This window comes from Stieleria varia (genome assembly GCF_038443385.1).
GTDB lineage: Bacteria > Planctomycetota > Planctomycetia > Pirellulales > Pirellulaceae > Stieleria > Stieleria varia.
Window position 1 is genome coordinate 1,383,675 of record NZ_CP151726.1, and the last position, 21,428, is coordinate 1,405,102.

15 protein-coding genes are annotated in these 21,428 nt (G+C 56.6%); 4 read left to right on the plus strand and 11 right to left on the minus strand.

Translation table 11 applies throughout. The annotated features are described in order from the left end of the window. Nucleotides 1–69: 69 nt before the first annotated feature. From Pla52nx_RS04835 to Pla52nx_RS04845, 3 genes are all read right to left on the minus strand, one after another. Nucleotides 70–999, minus strand: coding sequence for a prenyltransferase/squalene oxidase repeat-containing protein (locus Pla52nx_RS04835; protein ID WP_231741954.1), 930 nt, complete (start codon nt 997–999; stop codon nt 70–72). A gap of 51 nt (nt 1,000–1,050) precedes the next feature. Then, on the minus strand, nt 1,051–1,644 hold the full coding sequence (locus Pla52nx_RS04840; RefSeq protein ID WP_146519976.1) for a thioredoxin family protein: 594 nt from the start codon (nt 1,642–1,644) through the stop codon (nt 1,051–1,053). Between the two features lie 112 nt (nt 1,645–1,756). Continuing rightward, nucleotides 1,757–2,572 carry an enoyl-ACP reductase FabI gene (locus tag Pla52nx_RS04845; RefSeq protein WP_146519975.1) on the minus strand — a complete coding sequence of 272 codons (816 nt, stop codon included), beginning with the start codon at nt 2,570–2,572 and terminating at the stop codon, nt 1,757–1,759. A 244-nt stretch (nt 2,573–2,816) separates the two neighbouring features. On the opposite strand from Pla52nx_RS04845, the gene Pla52nx_RS04850 reads away from it, so the two are divergent. Further along, nucleotides 2,817–4,847, plus strand: a complete 2,031-nt coding sequence (locus Pla52nx_RS04850) for a sigma-54-dependent Fis family transcriptional regulator (protein WP_146519974.1) — start codon at nt 2,817–2,819, stop codon at nt 4,845–4,847. A gap of 228 nt (nt 4,848–5,075) precedes the next feature. On the opposite strand, the gene Pla52nx_RS04855 is transcribed toward Pla52nx_RS04850, so the two are convergent. Together Pla52nx_RS04855 and Pla52nx_RS04860 are read right to left on the minus strand one after the other, a co-directional pair. Beyond that, a complete protein-coding gene (locus tag Pla52nx_RS04855; protein WP_197454566.1) occupies nt 5,076–6,029 on the minus strand; it encodes a bile acid:sodium symporter family protein in 954 nt (317 codons plus the stop codon). 55 nt (nt 6,030–6,084) lie between these two features. Further along, the gene (locus Pla52nx_RS04860; protein ID WP_390620383.1) at nt 6,085–8,199 is read right to left on the minus strand and encodes a prolyl oligopeptidase family serine peptidase; all 2,115 of its coding nucleotides are present in this window, start codon (nt 8,197–8,199) and stop codon (nt 6,085–6,087) included. Between the two features lie 167 nt (nt 8,200–8,366). On the opposite strand from Pla52nx_RS04860, the gene Pla52nx_RS04865 reads away from it, so the two are divergent. Continuing rightward, entirely contained in the window at nt 8,367–10,862 is a 2,496-nt protein-coding gene (locus tag Pla52nx_RS04865) for a DNA internalization-related competence protein ComEC/Rec2 (protein ID WP_231741953.1), read from the plus strand. 40 nt (nt 10,863–10,902) lie between these two features. Here Pla52nx_RS04865 and Pla52nx_RS04870 read toward each other — a convergent pair whose 3' ends face one another. The 3 genes from Pla52nx_RS04870 to Pla52nx_RS04880 all read right to left on the minus strand — a co-directional run bounded on the left by Pla52nx_RS04870 (nt 10,903) and on the right by Pla52nx_RS04880 (nt 14,356). After that, nucleotides 10,903–11,880 (minus strand): type II secretion system F family protein, encoded by a 978-nt coding sequence (locus Pla52nx_RS04870; protein ID WP_146519970.1) that lies wholly within the window; start codon nt 11,878–11,880, stop codon nt 10,903–10,905. Nucleotides 11,881–11,947: 67 nt separating this feature from the next. Beyond that, a complete protein-coding gene (locus Pla52nx_RS04875) occupies nt 11,948–12,922 on the minus strand; it encodes a type II secretion system F family protein (RefSeq protein ID WP_146519969.1) in 975 nt (324 codons plus the stop codon). 117 nt (nt 12,923–13,039) lie between these two features. Next, complete coding sequence (locus Pla52nx_RS04880; protein ID WP_146519968.1) at nt 13,040–14,356, minus strand: CpaF family protein; 1,317 nt, start codon at nt 14,354–14,356, stop codon at nt 13,040–13,042. A 425-nt stretch (nt 14,357–14,781) separates the two neighbouring features. On the opposite strand from Pla52nx_RS04880, the gene Pla52nx_RS04885 reads away from it, so the two are divergent. After that, nucleotides 14,782–15,027: a hypothetical protein gene (locus Pla52nx_RS04885; protein ID WP_146519967.1), complete on the plus strand. Its 246-nt coding sequence runs from the start codon at nt 14,782–14,784 to the stop codon at nt 15,025–15,027. 24 nt (nt 15,028–15,051) lie between these two features. On the opposite strand, the gene dprA is transcribed toward Pla52nx_RS04885, so the two are convergent. Beyond that, complete coding sequence (gene dprA, locus Pla52nx_RS04890) at nt 15,052–16,215, minus strand: DNA-processing protein DprA (RefSeq protein WP_146519966.1); 1,164 nt, start codon at nt 16,213–16,215, stop codon at nt 15,052–15,054. Nucleotides 16,216–16,445: 230 nt separating this feature from the next. Continuing rightward, a complete protein-coding gene (locus tag Pla52nx_RS04895; protein ID WP_146519965.1) occupies nt 16,446–16,985 on the minus strand; it encodes a dual specificity protein phosphatase family protein in 540 nt (179 codons plus the stop codon). A 458-nt stretch (nt 16,986–17,443) separates the two neighbouring features. Here Pla52nx_RS04895 and Pla52nx_RS04900 point away from each other — a divergent pair, with 458 nt between their 5' ends. Continuing rightward, nucleotides 17,444–18,589, plus strand: coding sequence for a redoxin domain-containing protein (locus tag Pla52nx_RS04900; protein ID WP_146519964.1), 1,146 nt, complete (start codon nt 17,444–17,446; stop codon nt 18,587–18,589). Between the two features lie 6 nt (nt 18,590–18,595). Here Pla52nx_RS04900 and Pla52nx_RS04905 read toward each other — a convergent pair whose 3' ends face one another. Further along, complete coding sequence (locus Pla52nx_RS04905) at nt 18,596–21,385, minus strand: MMPL family transporter (protein ID WP_146519963.1); 2,790 nt, start codon at nt 21,383–21,385, stop codon at nt 18,596–18,598. Nucleotides 21,386–21,428 lie beyond the last annotated feature (43 nt).

The window sequence follows — 21,428 nt, forward strand, 5'->3', positions numbered from 1 at the left end:
AGAAATCCTTTGTAGTTGGAATTCTGGCGAATCCCATTGCAAGCTGCGCAAGCAAAGCGATCTTAGGTTTTAGGTGTCCAACGTGGCGCACAGCGAGAGCGTCGCGACGCCGTAGAACGTGTACTCCACGTCAGCAGTGTGGTCCAATGCAAAACCCGTGAATCCTCCGCCGGGTGACTGCATCGACTCGGCGTAGCGGCGGATCGCCCGTACGTCGACTTGATCAGCCGCGTTCAGATCTACCAGAGTGATCAATCCGGTGCATGAACTGAGCAAGTCGGCGAAGGGAATTCGTGTGTTGGCCGACAAGCCGCCTTCGTCGGACTGCATCTCCGCCAAAAACTCAATCGTGGTCGCGTAACGACTCGGGTCCAAGATGCCCATCGTCTTGATCGTGCCGATCGCTGCGGCTGTGGGGTTCACGCCCGCACGCTTGGCCGCACGGATCTCCAAGTAACCTCCGTCGCGATGAGCTTGCGAGCGAATGAAACGCACGATGTCTTCGGGAGCCTCGGGCGTTCTGTCCATCAGTTCGTAGCACAACACGGAGAGAAACGTCTGATACGTGCTGCCCGCGCGGCCTTCAGGGCTCTTTGCAAATCCACCGTCATCGGTTCGCAACGTGGATAGCAAACGATCCACATTGTCCGCCCAAGTCGTGTCGTCGTCGCTGATCACCACGGCGCCGACGGCCATTTCGCAAATCGCGGCACCGAAGACGAGCGAGATCAGATCAATGATCGATTGTCGACTCGTCAAACAGCTTTTCAGAAAGTCCGCGGCGCGTTGTCCGATTTCCGGGGTCAACGCGCCGAGCACCCAAAGACTGCGAAGTGCGAACGCCGTGTAATACGGATCGCTAGCGCCCTCACGCCCGGCAAATCCGCCGTCCTCGCGCTGCTTCGATTGCAACCACTTCGCGTGCGTCTGTCTCAGCGCTGGCTCCAATTGGGCCGCACCCATCGCCAGACGAAGCGTCAGGTCTTGCAGGTAGGACAAGGTTCACGCGATCCGATGCACGAGATGAGTTGATGATGATTTCAAATCGACTCAACCCACGCCGTTGGGATTGAAGTACTGTGGCTCGCTGCCTTCCTTCCACTTGATGTTGCATCCCAACGAAGCTCTTTGCTCGCTCGGCACAGCTGTCCCTGCCAGAACGGCGTCGATGGCTGCCCGCAGGTCTTGTCCGGTCACCGGAATGTCGCTGCCCGGTCGAGATGAATCGAGCTGTCCTCGGTAAACAAGCTTTTGCTCACCATCGAACAGATAGAAATCTGGCGTGCATGCAGCCGCATAGTCCTTGGCCACACTCTGGTCACCATCGTACAGATAGGGAAACGCGTAGCCCCGCTGAGCCTTTTCCTCCGCCATCGCTGCTGGCGAATCATCCGGATACTTGTCCGCGTCGTTGCTGCTGATGCCGACCACGGCCACGTCTTTGGGCAAGTAGTCGTCGGCAAGCGTCTTGAGTTGATCGGCAACGTGTTTGACGTAGGGGCAATGATTGCAGATGAACATCACCAACAAAGCTTTCTTGCCGGCAAAGTCAGCGAGCGAAACCGTGCTGCCGTCGGTGTCGGTCAACGAAAAATCAGGCGCGGACGTGCCCAGGGGCATCATCGTGCTGGCGGTTCGAACCATGAGAGGAATCCTTTGATGCGGAGAGAGTAGAGAGTAGTGAACAGTGGGGACGGAGCCCTGTTTTTGTACTGGCCCTGTTTTTGTACTGGCCCTGTTTCTATTTCGGTACAGGTCAGTCTTTCACGCGATCAAGTAGTCGGCCGGGGCTGCCCATCGCGTGGTAGCCGCCGTCGACGTGCAGAATCTCTCCGGTCACTCCGCTACTGGCTTCGCTCAGCAGGAACGCGCCGGTTCGCCCCACCTCTTCGTGACTGACGTTGCGTCCGATCGGCGCCATGTATTCGTAGAGCTTCAACATTTCTTCGACGCCCGCTGCGCGGCCGGCCAAGGTGCGGATCGGACCGGCTGACAACGCGTTGACGCGGACGCCTTGTGGTCCCAGATCGTAGGCCAGATACCGCATCGCGGCTTCCAAAGCGGCTTTGCAGATGCCCATCACGTTGTAGCCAGGGACGCATTTTTCGCCGCCGAAGTACGTCATGGTCGCGATCGCACCCCCCGGATTAAGTATCGGCTTGGCCGCAGCGGCGCAAGCGAGCAGGGTGTAGACGCTGACATCCATTGCCAGTTTGAAACCGTCTCGGCTGGTATGGATCGTGTCTCTGGCCAGGTCTTCGCGGTCTGCGAAGGCGATTGAATGGAGCAGAAAGTCAATCTTTCCGAATTTTTCCTCGGTTTGGGAAAACACAGAGCGGATATCGTCATCCTTCTGCGCATCCATAGGCAACAGGAACTTTGCGTTCTCGTATTGATCGGTCAACTGCGAGACTCGCCGGCGATTTCGCTGCCTTTCGTCATCTGGGCGGTCGGGCAAGTGGGTAAAACCACATTCGCCTCCCGCGTCCATGATCTCCTTGGCAATAGCCCAGGCGATCGAATGATCGTTGGCCACACCCAGAATCAGTCCTTTTTTACCTTTGAATTGCATCTCAAATGTCTTTCATTAACCAAAGAAACACGTGTGTCGGCAGAAAAATCAAAACCGTGCCGACATGGCACAGATGATAGCCGGCATGCCGCACACATCCGATCACGAACACTGGAACTCGACAAGATAACGTGGATGAACCGCACTCGTCTATTTGCCAAGAAATGATAGTCCCACCAGGATCCCGAACGAATTGTGGGCTTGGTGCGAATCACTCGATGAAGGCAAAGACGTGGCTCCAACAATGATGACGCACCCCGAAACCAAAACCGATACGACCGCATGGTTGCAAGCCGTGTCCCAAATGGTCGCCCAACTGGTCGACTGTGATTCCTCCGAAAAACTGCTTTCGGTCACGCTGCCCGATCTGCTCAGCTCCGTCGGCATGGCGTCTGGCGGCGTTGTGATCAACGACGCAGGCACCTGGCGCTGCCAACACTGGACCGGACCGCAAGTGACATTGCCGACCGATTTGCTGGAGGAAACGCTCGACCGCTCCCAGCCCACGATCACCGATTCCTGGTGCGCCAGCCTCATCCGCCAAACCAGTACGGCGTCGGATTCACCGCTGTGGGTCACCCCCCCCAAGGTCCTGCTGTTGCAATCCACCAAGCGATTGAGTCTGTCCAGCGGCAGCCTGAATCACATGGTCGACTTGCTGGCCAACAGCATTCGATTGATTGCCGATTCCGAGCTGAAATCCAAACGTATCGGCCAGTTGGCCGTTGTCCTGAAATCATCGGCTGCATGGTTGCAGATCGACGATGACGAGCAACTGCTGCGTCACATTGCAGACACGGCGACTCAACTGCTGCAGTGCGAACGTGCCAGTATCTTTCTCTGGGACAAACGTCGCAAGAAACTGATCGGTCGCCCCGCGTTGGGTATCGAAGACAAAGCGTTGGAGGTCTCCGACGACGCCGGCGTGGTCGGCGAAGTCCTGCAGAGCGGCGAAGCCAAGATTTGGAACAGTGTAAGTGACGATGAATCTCGCGTGAACCGCAGCGTCGATCGCCAACATGCGTTTCAGACGCATTCACTCGTCGCTGTCCCGATGCGTGGTCAGCGAAACGAGATCATTGGCGTGTTCGAAGCGATCAATCATCGCGGCCGCATCTTCGATGCAGAACATGCGTTGGTTTTATCCGATCTGGCACAGCATGCCGCGGTCGCGATCCAAGCCGCCGGGGCACGACGTCAGTTGTCTGAATCATGCGATCGATTGGTCCGCGACGCAGCATCGGATGCGCAACTGATCGGAGCCCATCCCGATGTACGACAAGTGCGCATCAATGCGGACAAAGTCGCTCGAACCGATTTGAGCGTGTTGATTCTTGGCAAGAATGGCACCGGCAAAGAAGTCCTCGCTCGGCACCTGCACTATCAAAGTGATCGTCGCAGCGGCCCCTTCATCGCGGTCAACTGCGCGGCGTTGGTCGAATCGTTGCTGGAAAGCGAATTGTTCGGACACGAACGCGGTGCCTTTACCGATGCCAACCAAACCCGTGTCGGTAAGTTCGAACTCGCCAATGGTGGAACTCTGTTCTTAGACGAAATCGGGGACATGAGCCCTGGCGGACAAGCAAAGTTGCTGCGTGTCCTGGAAGAAAAAGTGGTCGTCCGTGTCGGCGGATCACAAACCATCCCCGTCGATGTCCGCGTGATCGCGGCAACGAATCAGCCGCTGGAACAAATGATCGTGGAAAAACGTTTCCGCGAAGACCTGTATTTTCGATTGAACGTCGTCTCGTTGACGCTGCCAGCCTTGTGTGACCGCGGTGACGATGTGTTGCTGTTGGCAGAACATTTCCTGCAACATTTTTGTTACCAAATCGGACGACAAGCTCCCACGCTCACCGATTCAGCCAAGTCGGCATTGCTGTCGTATCCTTGGCCGGGGAACATTCGCGAATTGCGCAATACAATGGAACGCGTTTGTTACTTGGTCACGCAATCACAGATTACGGCGGATGACTTGTCGCTGGCGACATCACCCGGCTCCAGGCTGGCGGTTCCATCCGGCGCACCGCTCGTGTCGCGACGCTTTGACACCCCGCATGAATTGTCCGAATCGACGCGGATCTTTCAGATCGAGCACATCAAACGCGCCATCGAGTCGTGTGGTGGCAACATGACCGAAGCCGCCTCGCTGTTGGGCCTGCACCGCTCCAACCTGTATCGCAAGATGCGTCAACTGGGGATGAACACCTCCGAGTCAGACTCAGAGTCCGATTCCAACTCTGAATCCGAGACCGAATCCGACGACATCTCGTAGGTCATGCTCTGCATGACGAAATACGGCACGTCTCGGGGCACATCGTTCTTGCTTGGGCGTATGGTGGCCTTCATTTTCGACTTGGAATGTCGAACGACGGTTGCCTATCGTCGCTCGACTTTCCAAGTCGATAGCGTGCCCCGTAAAACGTTTTGCCAATCACGAAACGGTGACTCGCGCAGAGATGCCCCCTCGCATTCACCTAAACGGCTCTGATGGACCGAGTGTTCATCCATCCTCACCAGATTCGTTGGGGAGCCCCACGCGACTCCAACCAACGGCCAACATCGTTCCGGTCAGCATGCATCCAAACGTGTAGGCAGCCGTGGGGATGGTCGCCAACGTGTCGATTCCCAACAAGGAAACCGCAATCCCGGTTCCCAAGCCCGCGTTCTGCATGCCCACCTCCAACGTCAGAGCGCGGCGAAGTCGTTCAGGCAAACGGGCGATCGCTCCCACCGCGTAGCCCGCGGCATACCCCAGCAGATTGACCATCAACAAGGCGATCAACAGGCTTGCGTTGATCTGCTCCAAACGATGACGATTGCCTGCGACGACCGTGGCGATGATCCACAGCAGAGCCAGCGAAGCGATGGTTCCTGCAAAGCGGTCGGCTGAGCGTCGAAAGAACTCGCTGCGATGTGCAATCCAGCATCCCAACAGTGTCGGCAACACGACCAGCACGCTCAGCAACAAGGATGATTTCATCAAACTAACATCCGTTCGTTCTCCTAACGTCAGCCTTAGCATCAGTGGAACGGTCAAGGGAGAAAGGATGGTTGCGACGGTGGTCAGACTGACGGAGTAGGTGACGCTACCGCTCGCGGTCCGGGTCAGAACGTTGGATGCCATCGCGCCGGGCACGCAACCGACCAAGATGACCCCGACGGCGATCTCTTGATCCATCGGGATCACCAGAGTCGCCAGCCAAGCAGCAGCAGGCATCACCAAGACTTGTGTGGCAACCCCCAGCACCACCCACCAAGGATGCCGCCGTAGCGGAACCAGTTCGTCACTGCGAACGAGTGTCCCAAGCGAGAACATGGTCACCACAATCAACGACCAGAGCAGCACACCGGTCGACGCAAAGGGATCAAAACCGGTCTGCTCCAGAGGCCACCAAAAGGCGAGCCCGGACGACAGGATCAACCAAAACAGCAATGACCGCGTGACGGATTTCACGTCGCGCCGCCTATCGTCCGCCTTGATGCTGGGCAAAGGCCATCCATCAATGCGGTCATTTGAGGTTCTCGATCAAGAACGCCCACAGGTCTGCGTACTCATCGATCCGCTTGCTGACCGGGGTTCCTGCACCGTGGCCGGCCCTGGTTTCGATACGAATCAGTGTCGGATGATCACATGACTGGGCGGCTTGCAGGGCAGCGGCAAACTTGAAACTGTGACCGGGAACGACTCGGTCGTCGCGGTCCGCCGTGGTGATCAGTGTTGCCGGATAGCAAGTCCCCGGCTTGAGATTGTGCAGCGGCGAGTAGCTCAACAGATTGTCGATCTGGTCGGCTTCATCACTACTGCCGAACTCCGCCACCCAAGCCCAGCCGATCGTGAACTTCTGAAAACGCAACATGTCCATTACGCCGACGGCTGGCAAGCAGGCACCGAACAGTTCCGGCCGTTGCGTCATCACCGCACCGACGAGCAATCCGCCGTTGCTGCCGCCACGAATCCCTAAATGCTTGGACTGAGTGTATTTTTGATCGATCAAGTGTTCCGCTGCGGCGATGAAATCGTCAAAGACGTTTTGTTTGCCCAGCCGCATCCCAGCTTCGTGCCACTCGCGACCATACTCACCGCCGCCACGCAAATTGGCCACGGCGTAGATGCCGCCTGCATCCACCCAAGCGGCGTTGGCCGGCGAAAAGGATGGCGTGAGCGAAATATTGAAACCGCCATAGGCGTACAACAGTGTCTTGTTGCTGCCATCGAGTTGGCTGTCTTTGCGGCGGGTGACGATGATGGGAACTTTGGTGCCATCTTTGCTGGTGGCAAAAAGCTGTTCCGTGATGAAGTCATCCACCTCCAAATCAATCTTGGGGGTTTTCCAAAGCGAGTTTTCGCCGGTGGTCAAGTCCAGCCGATAGATCGCTGAGGGGGTGACATAGTTTGTGAAACTGTAAAACGTTTCCTTGGCGTCCTGGCGACCGCCAAAACCTCCGACGCTGCCGACGGCGGGCAACGTGAACTCACCGATGGATGAGCCATTGATACGGTAGCGACTGACCTTGCTGCGAGCATCATGCAGTGTCACCGCGTAGAACGTTTCGCCGAACAAGCTCACGGACTCGATCACGTCCTCAGTCTCCGCGATGACTTCCACCCAATTTTCGCGTTGCGGTGCATTGGTGTCGACGGCAATCACGCGGCGTCGTGGCGCTTCGTGATCGGTCATGAAGTAGAGCGTGTCATCAACGGACCCCACCCATTCATACTCGGCGTCGAATCCTGTGATCAGATCCTGGATGGGGCTGTCAGCGTTTCGCAAGTCTTTGACGAACACTTGGCTTTTGGGCTCGCTGCCTTTCCAGTTTTGGATGATCAGGTAGCGACCGTCGTCGGTCACAGCGGGGGAGAAGCCCCATTTGGGATGATCGGGCCGCTCGAGAATCAATCGGTCGTCGGCTTGCGGTGTCCCCAAGGCGTGAAAGTACATGCGTTGGTTTTCGTTGGTGGCGGTCAACTCACCACCATCGACCGGCTCGCTGTAACGCGAATAAAAGAATCCGCTGGCATCGGGCATCCACGCGATCGAGCTGAACTTGACCCATTGGACGACATCGCCGGTGTCTTCGCCGGTCTCGACGTTTCGTACTTTCCATGTCCTCCAGTCGCTGCCGCCGTCGGCCAACGCATAGGCGATCAGCTTTCCGTCGTCGGTCACCGCAGTTCCTGCGAGAGCGACCGTCCCGTCGTCGCTGAGCGTGTTGGGATCGATCAACACCGCACGTGGGGCATCCAGCGAGTCAGCTTTATAGAGAACGTCCTGGTCCTGGAGACCATCGTTGTGAGTGTAAAAATAGGTTTCGCCGCGACGACGGGGCAGGCCATATCGCTCATAGTTCCAAAGTCGCTGCAACCGTTCTCGCATGGGTGCTCGCGAGGGCAGCGTATCCAAATATGCTTGCGTGACTTCGTTTTGAGCCGTCACCCACGCCGCCGTCGCCTCGCTCTCGGTATCCTCCAGCCAACGATACGGATCGGCGACCTTGCGTCCGTGATACTCGTCGTTGACGTCTGTGGTCTTCGTTTCAGGGTATTTCATAGGCCGCGCGGAGTCTTGGGCATGGAGGCTGGTTTGAAAAAACAGTGTCAGCAGCAGGCTTGGCAGCACAAACATGCTCTCAAAAACACGATATAAAGACATGATGGTGATCCGAGTGAGAGTTGGTTTTGGCGACGTTGGTTGAATCATACACGACAGGGAAAGGGTGATTCTTGTCTGGGGCATTGTCCGAAAACAGGGCACGTCTCTCGATGCGGCGTATGATCGTACCGTATCGGAACGTGAGATCGTCGCTGCATCGTTTTCCGTTGCTGTGGGCGGCCAGTTTCTGCGCTTCTGCGGTGGTCATCGATTCCCTGCTGATGACGGGACTGTGGGTCAGCATGACGTGCTGGTCGATCGTTTTGGTTGCGGCGGCAGTGGCCGGTTTTCTAGGTTCGCCGACGGTTCGCGCGGTAGCGGTCTTTTCGATCGTGGGGTCGTTGGCTGGAATGTGGCATGCCGTCGCGGATCACACCTATCGTTCCAAGTCGATTGCCAGCTTTCTGACCGACGCCCCGGAACCGTCAATGTTGCGGGGACGCATCGTACGTCCTGTCTCGATTCGTCGTAATCCGATGGCCGATTCACCCGGACGACGCGACGCCTCCCCATGGCAGAGCCAGATCGACGTCGAATTGGATTCGATTCGGGTCGGCATGAGTTATCAGCCGACGGACGGACGCGTGCTGGTTTTTGTGGACGACCATTTGGGGCACCGTCGCCCGGGGGATCGAATCGAAGTCTATGGGATCGCCAGCCGATTCAAAAGGCCGACCAATCCAGGTGAGCCCGACATGTCGGGATTTTACCGACGCCGCGGACTCCACGGACGTGTGGATGTTCGTGATGCCACAGGAATCGTCGTGCTGCAGGAGAGCAACAAATGGTTTGCGCGAATGACCGCGTCGATCGCCAGTCACGGCCGCGACGCATTGATGCGACACGCTGGAGAAGAAAGCGGCCCGCTGGCGGTCGCACTGGTTGTTGGTCAACGTGAGTTTGTCGACCACGATACGCGAGATGCACTGTTGGAGACCGGTACGGCGCACCTGCTGTCGGTCAGCGGACTGCACTTGGCCATCATCGTGCTGTTGGCATCCGGGATGGCAACGATGCTGCAGATGGGATTCAAGACCAAGTTCTTTTGGCTGCTGGCCGTTTGCGTCCTGTACGTTGCCATCACAGGCAATCGACCGCCCGTGATGCGGGCAGCCGTGCTGGTGGCGGCTGTCCTGTTGTCGATGTGGGTCAAGCGTCCGACGCAACCACTCAATACACTGGCCGGTGCGGCATTGGTCCTGATCATCGCGAATCCTGAAAACGTCTTTTCGGTAGGAGTCCATCTGTCGTTCCTGGCGGTGGTGACATTGATGCTGTGTGGTCAACGCCCCAAGACAAAGAGCCGCGCCGTCGAGCAGACATTGAAAGTCGAAGAACGATTCGATGCGTTGGCTGACGGCACACGGTCGGCTTTCTGGCGATACGGCAAGTGGACTCTTTCGCGACTGGGGCAAATGGCGTGGTTCAGCGGTTGTGTCTCGATGGTCAGCTTGCCATTGGTGTGGCAACAGTTCCATTTGATCTCTTGGGTCAGCGTGGCAACCAACGTGTTGCTGACGCCGGGTCTGTTCGTCGCACTGCCGGCGGGCGTCTTGACCGTGATCGCTTCGATGGTCGGTGAGCCGTTGGCGGTGATGCCGGGTTGGGTCTGCGACTTGTCGTTGCGTTACATGCGTTGGGTGATCGAAGCCGCGTCCGCGGTGCCGCAGGGGCATGCTTGGTTGCCATCACCGCCGACATGGTGGGTGATCATCCTGTACGTTGCCCTGGCGTCTTCCTTGGCATGGAAATCGATCACTGCAACTCGCTTGCGAATTCTTGGAATGTTTGGATGGATACTCGTCGGTTGGTGGCTGGCAACGACGCCGACACCTCAACCTGCCGGCAGCGTGGAAGCGACATTCCTGGACGTCGGACATGGCACGAGCGTGATCCTGCGAACCGACGACGGTCGAAACTGGCTGTACGACTGTGGTCACATGGGAAACGAAACCAACGGATGCCGTGACATCGACACGGCGCTTTGGTCGCTGGGTATCACGCATCTGGACGGAGTGTTCTTGTCGCACGCGGATTCAGATCATTACAACGCGTTGCCCGGCCTGTTGCGTCGGTTCTCTGTCGCTGAAGTCATCACGCCGCAAAAAATGCTTGATCAGCCCGAGATCGGTTTGCAGGTGATCCGGCAAAGCATTCAACGTCATGCGGTTTTTGTTCGGCAGGTTGTTGCTGGACAGGAAATTGCCCAAGGTATGCAGGTGCTGCACCCGTCGCAACGTATCCCGGGCAGCGACAATGCGAACAGTTTGGTGTTGCAGATCGACCGTGAAGGAACATCAGCAGATACTGGGCGGAAATCACTCACCTTGCCCGGTGATCTGGAGCCGCCGGGGACGGAAATCCTGTTGAATCAACCGCGTCCCGATCCCGGTGGCGTTTTGATGGCGCCGCACCATGGATCATTGACGATGGATGCCGAAAGCGTTCTGCGGTGGTCCCGCCCCCGACACGTCGTGGTCAGCGGAGGTCGTCGCGCGGGCAGACCGGAGGTCGCTCAAATGCTGATGACGACCGGCAGCGAGGTACACGTCACCGCGACCGTGGGCGCAGTGCGTGTCCGTTTGCTGCAATCCGGTGAGGTTGAGGTGACCCGTTGGCGTGATGCCAACTGGTGAAAGCCCGATTGCCTCATTGATCCAGCATCTCGCTATCGGATCACTGGTTTTCCAGCATGTTTCGATACATGCTGATACCGGCAGGTCCCACCAGCACGACGAAGATCCCTGGGAAGATGAACAGCACGAGGGGGAAAATCATTTTCACCGCGGTCTTGGCTGCTTTTTCTTCTGCCATTTGACGTCGTTTGGTACGCATCGAATCGCTTTGCACACGCAGTGCGGCGGCGACGCTGGAGCCGAACTTGTCGGCCTGAATGAGGATCGAGGCGAGTTGTTTCAGGTCGTCCACACCGCTTCGGAAACCCAGTGCCTGCAGCACTTCGTTTCTCGATCGGCCGAGCTGAAGTTGTTTGTTGGCGATGTTGAATTCCTCACCGATCTCCTTATGGCTCTTTTCCATTTCTTCGGCGACCTTTCGCAACGCTTGATCCATCCCGAGACCTGCTTCGACGCAGACAACCATCAAGTCCAAAGCGTCGGGCAGGCCCAAGAAAATCTTTTGCATTCGCCCCTTGGCAAGAAAGTCCAGGGCGAACTTGGGAATACCATATCCGGCAATCATTCCGACGCCCAACTTCAGGACCATGCCTTGAGTGAGACCATCAGCGATCACCCCAACGACACCGCCCAGGAACAGCCCGACTCCCGTTGAGATGAAGAGAATTCCGTTGAAGACCACCGGTGCGGACTCGCGACGAAACCCTGCGTTCATCAATTTCTCACGGAGCTTGCCCATTTCTTTCTCGTTGCCGGCAAGCTTGTCACCCAACGGCGAAGTGGCCTTTTCGAGCACCGCATTGAGGGCGTCTGACTTGTTGAGTTGTTTTTCCCGCTCGGACAGTTCCATCTGGGGGCCACGTCGTTTGCGCATCATCTCCAACCGAGCTTCGGCACGCGGCTTGTCATCGCCGGAGACTCGTACAAAAACAAACCACATTCCTCCGGTGACCATCAAAAAGATGGGCACGGTGATCATGATGATGGGGTCGATGGCGAATGCAATGAGGCTGAACATCGAAGGGGGGTCCGTTTATCCGACGAAAATTGAAATGGTGTGAAAGCGGCGGGCGGCGTTTTGCGAATCAGACTTTGATGGTGATGATCTTTTTGATGACCAATGCACCAATGATTTGTGTCACCAAGGCGGCGCACAACATGTATCGTCCGAGTTCGTCGGTGAACAAAGTCATGACGTACTCGTAGTTGAGCTTCAACATCACCAGGAACAGCACGGGAGGCAGCGCGAGCAACACCGCGCCGCTCATCCGGCCTTCTCCGGTGAGTGCTTGAATTTGGCCCAAGATCATCAGACGCTCACGAATGAGGTGCCCGATCTTGTCCAGGATTTCGGCCAAGTCACCGCCGGTTTGACGCTGCAGGATGACGGCCGTGGCAAAGAAGCGAAGGTCCATGTTCGGCACGCGGTCGGCCATGTCCTCAATCGCTTCGTCCAACGGAATCCCGAAGTTCTGTTCTTCAAAGGCCCTGGCGAATTCCTTGGCCAAAGGCTGTTCCATTTCACTGGCGACCAATCCGAAACCGGCGTTGAGCGAGTGGCCCGCTCGCAGGGATCGTCCGATCAGCTCGAGTGCCTCGGGCAATTGAGTACCGAATTTTGCCAGACGACGCTTTCGTTTGATCAACAACCATCCCACGGGAACGGCGGCGAACATGGCACCGACAAAAGGTGCCAGCAGAGGAAAGGGGCTTGCGACGGTCAGCACGCAACCACCGAAAAATGCTGCGACGACGATCCCGAGGAAATGAGCCGGCTTCATCCGTACATCGGCTTGCTCCAGGTAATCCCGAATACCCGGCAGGCTTTTGATCACGTTGGCCACGAAACCGGTTGCATCGTCAAATCCGCCGTCTTGCAGCAGCGACATGCCATCGCTTTTGCCCGTGCTCTTTGGACCGCCTCGACGACGTGACGCCATTTCGGCCAAGCGGTCTTCCGTGGCCGTGTTGTCGCCTCCCGGAACAAGCACGTTGGCGGCGAACGCTACGATCGATGCAACGAATACGCCGATGGCGATAATGATGACGATACCACTCATGATTCTACGGCTTGCTGAGAGGGAGTTGAGTGAGGATGGAAAATGAACGGGCTTTGTTTGGATAGCATCCAACCGCCAGGCATCCGTTCATCCGGCGGTCACGTGTTTCTTTAATGTTTACGCTTGTAACATGATGCGTTCACGGAACGCACTGGCGGGCAAGCGAACACCGGCGGACTCGAGCTTGTCCATGAAGGAAGGACGCACGCCGGTGCACTCAAAGTATCCGTAGGCCTTGCCGTCTTCACCGACACCTTTTTGGATAAAGCGATAGATGTCTTGCATGACGATCGTGTCCTGCTCCATCCCCACGATTTCGGTGATTGCAGTGACGCGACGAGGACCGCCTTGCAGACGGTTGGCTTGGATCAACACATCGACCGCACCGGAGACTTGCTGACGAATGGCTTTCACGGGCAAATCGAAACCGGCCATCATCACCAGCGTTTCCAGACGCGCGACGGCGTCACGCGGGGTATTGGCGTGGATCGTCGTCAACGAACCGTCGTGACCGGTGTTCATGGCCTGCAACATGTCGAGTGTTTCTCCACCACGACATTCGCCGATGATGATTCGCTCAGGACGCATCCGCAGGGCGTTCTTGACCAAATCAGTCGCGGTGACGGCACCGTTGCCTTCGATATTCGGTGGGCGAGTTTCCAATCGAACGACGTGATCCTGTTGCAACTGCAACTCAGCCGCGTCTTCGATCGTCACGATCCGGTCGCTGTGCCCAATGAATGACGACAGCGTGTTGAGCAATGTCGTTTTTCCCGAACCCGTACCGCCGGCGATGATCATGTTCAAACGGGCTTTGATGCATCCCTCCAGTAACATCACCATCTCAGGCGTGAACGCTTTGTAGTTCAGCAAGTCTTCCAGTTTGAGCGGGTTGCTGCCGAAACGACGAATACTGACCGCTGCTCCGTCCAAAGCCAACGGCGGGATGATCGCATTGACCCGCGAGCCGTCTTCCAATCGGGCGTCGACCATGGGGCAAGTTTCGTCGACACGGCGACCGACTTTGCTGACGATCCGGTCGATGATTTGCAGCAAGTGCTTGCCGTCGCGAAACTCGACATCGGTCTTCTGCATTTGGCCGCCTTTTTCGACGTAAATGCTTTTCGGGCCGTTGATCAGAATGTCGCTGACCGCTGGGTCCTTGAGGATCAACTCCAAAGGCCCCAGGCCGAACGTTTCATCAAGAACCTCTTCGACGATTCGTTCGCGTTCTTGACGATTGAGCAGTGTTTCTTCGGCGTCACAGAGGTGCTCGATGACGATGCGGATCTCTCGACGTAGCGTATCACCTTTCATGTCACCGACACGCGAAAGGTCGAGTTTGTCGACCAGCCTGCCGTGAATGCGACGCTTGATTTCCTCGAACTGACCTTGTTTGTTTTCGGGCTTACCGGGCAGGCTGCGAGTCGCCATAGCTATTTTCCTTGGTCACTGGTTTCCGATGGTTTGCTCAATACGATGGGTCGACCGCGGTGATTCGAGTGTCGAATGACCGTCGGGTGTCGTGTTCACGTTTTCCGCGTGAACATTCCCGCGCATCAGCGTTCGGCCCGCGTGCAAATTGTTGGGATGTTGATGGTTGTGCGGGTCAGGGAGAGCGTGAGACTCTTGTCGGTTTATGCGACGCAACCCTGATCCTTAGAAAACATAGGACGCAAATCGGAATCAGGAGAAATCAATGGAATTTCTTCCGCAGTCCGACCCTTGTAGGTGAGGGTCATACCGACATGCAGTCGCCGCTTCGAAACCGAATCGGACGATTGGCGTGTGACCAGACGTGTCACTGCATGGCAGAGACTGCCAAAGAACATCAGCACACAGATCCGTCGGAGCCAACCATGGTGGACAGCAGACCCAGCAACCCCTGTGATCAGCGGTCAGAGAAAGTGCCGGTGTCGCTGGCGAATTGCGATGCCGTGATCATCGCGTTGCAGTCCAGACGGTTTGTGATCGTTTATCGCGATCGTCCTACGAGAATGTTGCCGGTCGATCAGATTTGTCGCCCCGTCAGATCCTTGCAACCCGGCCAATGCGTTTTCTACAAAGGGCGAGTCGAAACGGTCAGAGCATTAGCTGTCTACTGAAGCGTCGCGACACGTGGGAGACTTTCACACACGCGAGACGTATTGACCACTCAGACGGCGAATCAGTCGGCGCATCTCCAGAACGCTGATCGTTGCCACGACTCGATGGGCGGGCAAGCCGCTCGCGGCGATCACGGAGTCAATCGGTGTGCTGGTTTCACCAATCGCACTCAAAACCTGTCGTTCCAGTTCATTGAGTTTCAATTCAGCAGGATTTCGCACCTCGTTTCCGTCGGCGGTCGATACCGGACGGTTCATCGGTCCCAACGCTTCCAGGATGTCGTCGACCGTCTGAATCAAGACCGCTCCGTCGCGAATCAGCTGGTTGGTTCCCCTGGACGTTCGACTGGTGACCGGACCAGGCAATGCCAACACGGTGCGGTTCTGCTCGGCAGCCAAGTTGGCTGTGATCAGCGAACCGCTGCGATCAGGAGCTTCGATCACCAGGGTGGCCAACGAAAGCGACGCGATCAATCGGTTGCGCTGCGGAAACATTCCCGCACGTGACGTCGCATGAGGCGCATACTCGCTGATCACCGCACCGTCGGCGGCAATCGCCTTTGCCAAGCCCGCGTTCTCCTTGGGATAGATTTTCCCCAGGCCGCCGCCCAGCACTGCGATGGTCCTGCCACCCCCGTTGATCGCTCCGTTGTGCGCCGCCGTGTCGATGCCGCGGGCTAAACCACTGATCACCGTGACGCCGGCGCGGGCCAATCCGTATGACAATCGCTCGGCCTGCTGCAATCCGTAGGTCGAGGCGTGGCGGGTGCCCACCATCGCAACCGACATTTCATCGGCCGCGTCGAGGGACCCTCGAACAAACAAGATCGGCGGAGCATCGACCAGATCCTCCAAGCCCTGCGGGTAGTCTTTCCCGCCTCGACAGATCAGCCGACAACCGTGCTCTCGACACCAAGACAAGATCTCGTTGGGATCGACATGATGGGTCGCTGTTCGAATCGTATGAATCAGCTTCGGCCCCACACCGTGAACGGCCGCCAACTGTGGACCGCTGGCTGTTAGGACTTGTTCCGGTGTCCCGAAATAATCCAACAACGACCTCAACGTTCTCGGCCCCAATCCGGGTAGCATGCACAACTGCAGGGTCGACTTCAATTCGTCAGCGTCCGTTTCAGTGATCGAGTCAGTGATCGGTGCGACAATCGGTTGTTCTGACGAAGCGGACATGCACAGTTCCCGTCTTGGGTCACAGGGTCGACGATTCGGAGCTCACTGCACCGGTCGCAGGTCAGACGAGTGCTCGCGGTAAGTCCGACCATCATAACGCCCGAGGGAGGGGTTTGTCACGAAAATGTCCAAGAGGTTACGGCCCGTATTTGAAAGAGAATCCTGACGAGGCTGCGATGGGGCGATTACGTAAAGCTTGTCGGCGGCGCACGAAAATCTGGGACTCTCGATTACCGATCTTCCAGGCTCGCGGCGAATTGTTGCACGACCGGTCGCAAGGCGAGCTTTCGATTGATGTGCGGCCGTGAACGAAGCAAATGCTGCTGGGCTTCCTCAATCGACATGCCGCGGTATTTGATCAGCCAGCAAATCGCCACCGTTGCACTGCGAGCCCGCCCGGCCTTGCAGTGGATGTAGACCACATCGTTCTGAAGCTTGTATTTTTGGATAAATTCGACGGCTTCGCTCACAGCAGCGAGACTCGGATGAGTGAAATCGGTCGTCGGAATGTGAAGCTGTTCGATACCGTGTTTGTCATACTCCGAAATCGGCCCCGCATATTCCTCGCAGGTGTTCACGACAGCCCGGACGCCTTCTCCACGCAGGGACGCGACATCGCTTGCGAACGGATAAGCCCCAACGATGACGTGGCTGTCGATCTTGTCCCACCATCGGCGACGCTTGAGAATCCGACCCAGCAGGTAATTCCATGCCAGGGTGGGATAAAAGACGGTTCGCGCGTAGAAGCGGGGCAGTACAGAAAGCGACATCAAACTCGGTCAAATAGGGCAATTGATCATCCGTTGCGATTCCGCCCACAGTGCAAATTTTCCTTTGCAAAGATGATGATTCATCGACTGTTTCATCGCCTGTGCAGTATAGAGAACGGCTGCTGAGAAGGAATCGGTCGCCGTGACGACTCTCGCCCAGCCCGCTATCGGCACCTTGACACCCATAAAGAATGACTCACAGGTGGAGTATTTACCGCTCATGACCCGCCAGACGGCATTACGATGCTTAACGATGACGGAGTTTCATCGCAATTCGCCATTGTCTACTGACATCGGACCATAAATCGACGATCGATCTGGGCCAGAAGCTCGAAACTCGCGTAGGATAATGGGCCCTTCACCCGTGGTGCCCACGGCCATGAACTCGGCCCATCCGGCTCTCGCCTGGACCCAGCCACCCCATCCCCCCCCATACTCTCTCTCAATACTGTTGCACTATGAAACGCAAACCATTGATAGCTCTGATTTGTCTTGCTGCCCTTGCCATGTCGGTCACGACATCGGCGGATGCTGCAGATTCGCTGACCATCGGTTCCAAAGCACCCAAGCTGGATATCGAGCATTGGGTCCAAGATGGAAACGGACAATTTGAACACGTCACCGAATTCAAAAAGGGCAAGGTGTACGTGGTCGAGTTTTGGGCGACGTGGTGCGGGCCTTGCATCATGAGCATGCCGCACTTGGCAGATCTCCAAAACAAATATCGCGACAAGGGCGTGCAGATCATCAGCGTGTCCTCGGAGACTCTTAAGGAGGTCAACGATTTGCTCGGCCAAACGAATCCTGACCTTGAGAAGACCTTCGCTGAAATCACCGCACCGTACACGTTGACCGTCGATCCCGATCGCTCCGTGTACGAGGATTACATGGAAGCATCCAATCAAGACGGCATCCCGTGCTCATTCCTGATCGGAAAGACCGGACAAGTGGAATGGATCGGGCACCCGATGGAATTGGACCAACCGTTGGAAGAAGTGATCGCGGACAAGTGGGACCGGGAAGCATATAAGAAGGTCTTGGAAAAGGAGAAGCAGTTCCAAGAGTCGATGCAAAAATTGTCACAACTCGCCGGCAATGGCAAGTTCGACGAAGCAATCGCCATGGCCGAGGAGCAATTGAAAACCACGGACGATAAAGAACTGAAAGAGCGTTGGACCTCCCTTCGCTACAGCCTGATGCTCTCTGCAGGGAAGGTCACCGATGAGGTCCTTGCCTTTTACCGCAATGAGCTAAAGAAGATGAAAGGGAACATTGGCGCGATCGGCCAATTCTCCTACTCGCTCTACGGGCTGCACCAACAGGGAGGCGACGTTCGTGCGTTAGCAAAAGATGCCGTCGCTGCTCTTTCCGATGAAATCCCCAATGCTCCCAAAGAGTTCCTGCCGCTGCTGTACAACACAGTCGCTCAGCTTCACTCGGTCAACGAGAACTACACCGAGGCGATCGAGGCACAGCAAAAAGCCGTGGATACATCGGAAGATCCTCGTCAACAAAAACGCCTGATGCCGTTCTTGGATGAACTCAAATCCAAAGCGAAAGAAAAGTCGGGCGACACGACCGACGACGCTCCAGCTGAAAAGTAAAGCAGTTTAAGCATTACCCTGGGAATCATCAGGGTGACTCACGGCAGTCTTGGCGTCGCCCGACGACGCCAAGCGTCCGGTCAGGGAGACGTAGCTGGGTACCAAGATCGTTCGCACATAAAAGGTGTCGATCAAGACCCCCAGGCCCAGGGCGAAGCCCAATTCGATGATTCCCTTGAGTCCGACTCCCGTGCCGCTGTGGTAACCAAACCAAGCGGCGATTTGCGGGAACCATGCCGATGACGTCATGCTAAAGAACGTCGCGGCCATCACGAGTCCGCATGCCGTGATGATCCCGCCGGTTTTGGCAACCGCGCGACGCAGCGCGATGCGCCAGCCCAGGTTCTCTTGCTCCTCCAAGATTCGCGTCACCAAGTAAACGTTGTAGTCTTGGCCCACGGCGACGAGGATGACGAAGAGAAAGAGCGGCAGCTTCCAGTCCAAGCCGACGAATTCGCTACCATAGGCTTGTTGAAAAAACAAAGCCGTCAGACCAAGTGTTGCGTAGTAGCTGAGCAATACCGTTGCGATCAAGTAAACGCACAGCATCACACGTCGAATGACCAACAGCAGCACAACAAACACCGCCAGCACCACGGCAATCTTGATCCGCCGATTGTCCGAAAGCGTGACGCTCCGTAGATCGATGATCGATGGTGTGGTTCCCGCAAGATAAACTTTGGACCCTTTCCATACCGAATCATCGTCTGCGGCTAGCTCGTTGAGTTTCTGATCCAGAGCCGAAACCAGGCTCGCTGTCTCGTTGGAGAATGGATCGCCGTGGATGATCACATCCAAGCGAGCCAAGCGATCAGAAAGTTCGGCATTGGTGGAAAAGAAGTGGCGTTGCGCGATGCGATGTTTCTGCAGAGCACGTCGTTTCCACGCATCACTGCTGAGAATGCTCATTTCCCGATTCGGCGGAAAATCTCCCAATGGATCGCTGAAAGTCCGAACGGTTGCAACGCCCTCTTGTTGGTACAGCGTATCCGACAGTTTTTTGATTTCCTTCTTAAACTGTTCACGAGGAACCGCATCCGGACGCACCAACAACAAGGTAACCGGATTGATCTCACCGATTTCAAAGTGATCGGCGAGCAGACGGAAACCACGTCGACTGCCTGATGTCGAACTCAGTTGGCTGCTCAAGTCGTAGGTCACGTTGGACTCGTTGACCAGCCCATAAATTCCAGGCAGAATCAAACCCACCATTCCGATGCCCATCGCCAGCCAAGGGCGACGCGTGATCATCAGGGCGATCCATGACCATACGCCCCCTCCCATCGTGGCGCTCTGCGAACTGGTGCCCTGTCCCAAGAGTGAAACCGGGGGCTCCGTGTTCTGCAACACCTTGGATGGCCAAAAGACGCCAGGCCCCAACGCTCTCAACAACGCGGGGGTGAGCGTGGTGCAGATCAACAATCCGACCAGCAAACAGATCGCAATGATCGGGCCGGTGTAATGAAACTTTCCGAACTGCGCAATCCATAACATTCCCAGTCCGACGACCGTTGTCATGGCGCTGCCCAGTAACGCGCCAGTCACACCAGAGAGAGCTTTCCGGCATGCCTCTGGCCACGGATACTTCCCGGCCTCTTCTCGCAGACGCGAGATCAAAAACAGGCAATAGTCGGTTCCCGCACCGAACAGAATCACGACGATAAAGATTCGACTGGTGGTGAAAATCCGAACGTCCAGCCACGGAACGGTTTCATTCAATGACCAACCGGCCAGCAAGGCAATCAGTGAAGTGGACACGACCACGGCGCAGCCGATTGACACCATCGGGATGGCGACCAGCAAAGGCGCGCGGTACACGGTGATCAGAATCAGCAGGATCATGACCACGGTGATCGACTCGGTGTACCGAATCGCATCACGCGCGGCGATCAGTGTCTCACCTCCGATTGCGGCCGACCCTGTCATCTCCAGTCGCAACCCCGGCTCCGTCCTCACGCTGCTGTCGTTGAGAACCTCACTCAACAGCCCACGCATCGCTTCCACGGTGGTGATGTTGCTGGTCGCAGCCAGTTCGCTGCGCAATTGAACCACGGTGAGCCGAGCACCGGGTTTGGAGAGTCGCGATCCGATCACGGGATCATTCCACGACAGGACATCCATCATGGACTGCCAGGCAGACAAATCTCGCGACTGGATCGGAGTGACATCCGTTTTGATGCTAGGCACCAAAACGAGCGCATCCTGAAAATCACTCGCGGCGGAGTTCTCAGGATCTCCGATACGTTCCAACAGAGTGGCCCGGTCCCAATACGCGATGGCCAGTCTCGGCTGAACCAACGTCGGTTCTTGATCGGGCAATTGGTCGGTAATGCTCTCGTAAAAACGTTCGTCAATGTCGATCGCATGATTGAACGAGTCCAAGGCCTGTCGCAGCCAGGGGCCTGCCTCTCCGGCTTCATCGATCGGACCTTGTTCGTAGCCGAAACGCGTGATTGCGTTTTGCCAACAGACTTCGCCAAGCCGATGATGCAGTCGGCGCAAGAGATCCAGTCCGACCACCAGATCCGATTCTTTGAGGTCACCGTGGTCTCTGCCCAACACCAAAACAATCTCGCTGCGGCTGCGGTCTTGACGGAACGCTTCGTCAAGCAATTTCCCTGCAGCAACGCTGGTCATCTCTGCCGGCAAATAGTCAAAGTCACCGTCGTAGGCAATTTTGTCCCATTTGGGAGCGGCCCAAAACAGCAACACGCTCGCCAATACCCAGAATGCAAGTATCCAACGCCAGCGCTGGATGACGCGATCAGACCATCGATCAGACGCGGTGATTTGCATGGGCAGGAGGGGAGCAGCGTGGCGCTGAAAGGGCGGGTAGGTC